The organism is Actinomycetospora soli, from assembly GCF_021026295.1.
In the GTDB taxonomy this organism is placed as follows: domain Bacteria; phylum Actinomycetota; class Actinomycetes; order Mycobacteriales; family Pseudonocardiaceae; genus Actinomycetospora; species Actinomycetospora soli.
The window spans coordinates 1-3,474 of the sequence record NZ_JAJNDA010000060.1; the positions used below are offsets into that span (position 1 = coordinate 1).

Below are 3,474 nucleotides of genomic sequence, written 5' to 3' on the forward strand. Positions count from 1 at the left end.
GATGTTGGCGCTGGTTGGCGTAGGAACCGCCATCATCAACTTCTCGGGGCCCGCCTCACCGCAGCGACACGACCCCAGCTCCCGGCCCGGTCACACCCTCAGCTGCACTCCGAAATCGGAAGAGCCGTCAATCTTCTGCGGGAGCGTCGCCAGCGCTTTGTCGCAGCCCTTCCGGTCGAAGGGCAGCGCGAGGTTGTGCAGCAGCTCTCGCTCGATCTTGGTGCAGGAGGTCAGGAGTCCGGGCCAGTCGAGATCATTGCCGCCGAAAGTCATCGACACCAGAGAGGTCCGGTCCGAGAGCCGACTACCTTGGGGAGGTTCTGTCTGGTGGCCCGTCGAGAACGCGCCGCTGTCCTGCCCTGAACACGCCGCGAAGGTACCTGCCCGAGGGGTGGTCCTCTGGGAGTAGGCCTGGGTCGACCGGTGGCATCGGTCGGTGGGGCTGTCGGTTCCGGAGATGAACGGCGCCAAGCCCTCGCCCGAGGAGTAGGAGTCCCCGAGGGCGACGTAGTTCGGGTCGGTCGGGGCGCCGTCGGCGTCCGCGGCGGCCGCGGCAGGTCCAGTTGACACCAGGGTCGCGAAGACCACGGTGAGCAGGACGGGGATGGGGGCCCACCGCGTGCTCAACCGTCCCCAGCGGATCTTCATGTCGACTCATCTCCGGGGGACTCGTCCTGACCGTCTGTCGGCTCCGGAGTCTTGGGTCTCGCCCCCCGCCCTGTCTGCGGGGTTGCCACGCGTAGTAGGCGCGAGCCTGCACTTAGGCCATTCGAGTCAAGCGGGCAGAGCAGCACTAACGCTGCGCGTGTCCGGGCGATGTCATCCCTGCGGACCGCGGCCCGATCGAGGGTCAGCACGGATGTAGGCCGCCTCGCCCGACGAGGATTGTGCGGGAGGTGACGACAGCGGTGACCTTGGCGGCCGATCCTGGGCGGGGGCTCGCCCGGTCGCTCGCAGTCGCACCTACTTTTGGGCGGGCCGCCGCGCTCGCGGCGCTCGCCGCTGTGGGCGCCGCGGCGCTCATGGCCCCGCTGGCCCGCTATGACCCGTTCACGTTCGCGGTGAACGTGGCCGTGGCGGGGTGCGTGGCACTGGCCGGCTTCGTCCTGGCCCGCGATCCTGACCACCGTACGACGGGGCGGATACTGGTCCTGGTCGCTGCGTTGTGGTCGCTGTCCTGGGTCAACGAGTGGCAGGTCGGTCCGCTGCCGTTCCTCGCCGAGGTGCTCGGCCCGGCGTGGTTTGTCGCGGGCTCAGCGGCGCTATTGCGTTATCCGCAGTCCGGTCTTTCCCGACGGACCGAGACCACCTTCCTCGCGGTGTTCGGGCTGTGGGCATGCGGCGGCGCCGCAGTATGTGCGCTCACGGCCGACCCGAGCTGGCAGGGCCTCCCACCCGGAGTGTTCTGGCCGCACTTCGACGCCGCCGAGACCACCCACGACAGCCTGTCGACCGCGTGGTTCGCCGGGCTCGGGATATTGCTCGCCGCGTTGTTGGCCCTCCTCGCGGTCAAACTCGTGCGCGTGCGCGGCCTGGGACGTAGCGAGGCAGCACCGGCCGCAGCGATGACGGCCTGTGTCGCCGGGGCGGGCATCGTGTTCACCGTCGTCCACCTCGTGCCAATGTCGGAGCAGACCCACGAACTCGTCCTCACCATGATCGCGGTCGCCGTCCTGACGATCCCGCTCTCTTTCCTGGTGACCGCGGTCCGCACCCACATGGCTCGCGCCGCCGTCGCCGACCTGGTGCTCAGGCTCACCGCCGCGCCGTCCATGCCCTCGATCAGAGACGCGATGGCTACTGCACTGCGTGATCCCAGCCTCGAGCTGTTCTTCTGGCTGGCCCCGGAGAGTCGCTACCTCACCGAGGACAACACTCCGGCGCCCCCCACCGACGCCAGTGAGGACCGCTGGGCGATCGAGATCGCCGATGTCGAGGGCAAGCCACTGGCGATGATGTTGACCGACCCGGCCCTGCGGCGTCACCGAGGCTTGGTCTCCGCTGCCATCGGGGCCAGCGGTCTCGCCCTGTCGAACGGCCGGCTCCACCAGCAGGTCAAGGCCCAGCTCGACGAAGTCCACGCGTCGCGCCAACGGATCGTGGCGGCCGCTCTGCAGGAACGGCGGCGTATCGAGCGCGACCTGCACGACGGCGCCCAGCAGAGCCTGCTGGCCGTGAGCGCGACATTGAGCGCGGTCCGCCTGCAGGTCGAGGACCGGCCTGCGGCCGCCGCGGTCGTCGCCCGCGCCCAAACCGACCTGACCCACGCGCTACGCGACCTCCGCGACCTGGCGCGCGGCCTGCACCCCGCGGTCCTCACCGACCAAGGGCTAGGACCGGCGCTTGAGAGAGTCGCCCAAGGCCTCGGGCAGCCGACCGACGTCGACGTCCCGGAACGCCGCCTCGGCCCCGAGGTGGAATCCGCTGCCTACTTCGTCGGCGCCGAAGCGCTGACCAACATCGCCAGGCACGCCCAGGCGACCCGCGCCGCAGTGACGGTCACGCTGACCAACGGGATCGTCCGACTCGAGGTCAATGACGACGGCCGCGGGGGGGCTGACCCCGCGGCCGGCTCGGGCCTGCGCGGCCTCGACGACCGACTTCGCGCACTCGGCGGCACCCTCACCATCTACGACCGCCCCTCCGGTGGCACAACTCTGGTGGCGACCCTCCCGTGCAGATAGCGCTCCTCGACGACTCCCCGCTGTTCCGGGCCGCCCTACGCCTCCTCCTCGAAACGCTCGGACAGACTGTCGTAGGCGACGTGGCCACCGGCGATGAACTCCTCCCCCTCCTCGAGCGCAACCATCCCGACGTCGCCATCGTCGACATCTGCCTGAGCTCCTCCCACCGAGACGACCACGGACTAAGCGTGGCCGCCGACGCGGCCGCCGCCTTCCCCGAAGTCGGCCTACTGGTGCTCTCGACATACGACGACACCTCCTACGCAACCCGCCTGCTACAGATCCGAAGCAGCGGAATCGGCTACCTACTCAAAGACCGGGTCGAGGCGCCCAGTGCACTGGTAGAGGCCCTGCACCGCGTCGCCGCAGGCCAAACCGCCATCGACGTCGACATCGTGGGCCGGCTCGTCCGCCACCAGAAGACCAGCGGCGCCCTCGACGCCCTGAGCCCCCGCGAGCGCGATGTCCTGCAACTCATCGCCGAAGGACGCTCGAACAGCGGGATCGGCGAAGCCCTCTGCCTGAGCGCCCGCACCGTGGAAGCACACATCGCGAACCTTTTCACCAGGCTGGACCTGACCAACACCGACCGCGACAACCGACGCGTCCTCGCCGCCCTTCGCTGGCTGCAGGCCACCAGGCACCCCAGTGGTCCCTGAGCTCTGAACCGCCCCGGTCAGTGGTGAGGCTCTGATGTAGCAAGGAGACTGCTGCTGTGGCCCCACCTCGGAAGTTCGACCCGGAGACCCGGGCTCGTGCGGTGCGCATGTATGAGGACCGGTTGCGTGAT

Annotated in this window: 3 protein-coding genes; 2 read left to right on the top strand and 1 reads right to left on the bottom strand. The window is 69.4% G+C overall.

Translation table 11 applies throughout. The annotated features are described in order from the left end of the window. Positions 1 to 90: 90 nt before the first annotated feature. Complete coding sequence (locus LN037_RS32000) at positions 91 to 648, bottom strand: SGNH/GDSL hydrolase family protein (protein ID WP_230761156.1); 558 nt, start codon at positions 646 to 648, stop codon at positions 91 to 93. Between the two features lie 260 nt (positions 649 to 908). Between LN037_RS32000 and LN037_RS32005 the strand changes: the two genes are divergently transcribed. Together LN037_RS32005 and LN037_RS32010 are read left to right on the top strand one after the other, a co-directional pair. After that, a complete protein-coding gene (locus tag LN037_RS32005; RefSeq protein ID WP_230761158.1) occupies positions 909 to 2,684 on the top strand; it encodes a sensor histidine kinase in 1,776 nt (591 codons plus the stop codon). Further along, positions 2,675 to 3,343 carry a LuxR C-terminal-related transcriptional regulator gene (locus LN037_RS32010; RefSeq protein WP_230761161.1) on the top strand — a complete coding sequence of 223 codons (669 nt, stop codon included), beginning with the start codon at positions 2,675 to 2,677 and terminating at the stop codon, positions 3,341 to 3,343. The genes LN037_RS32005 and LN037_RS32010 overlap by 10 nt, the downstream gene beginning before the upstream one ends. Positions 3,344 to 3,474 lie beyond the last annotated feature (131 nt).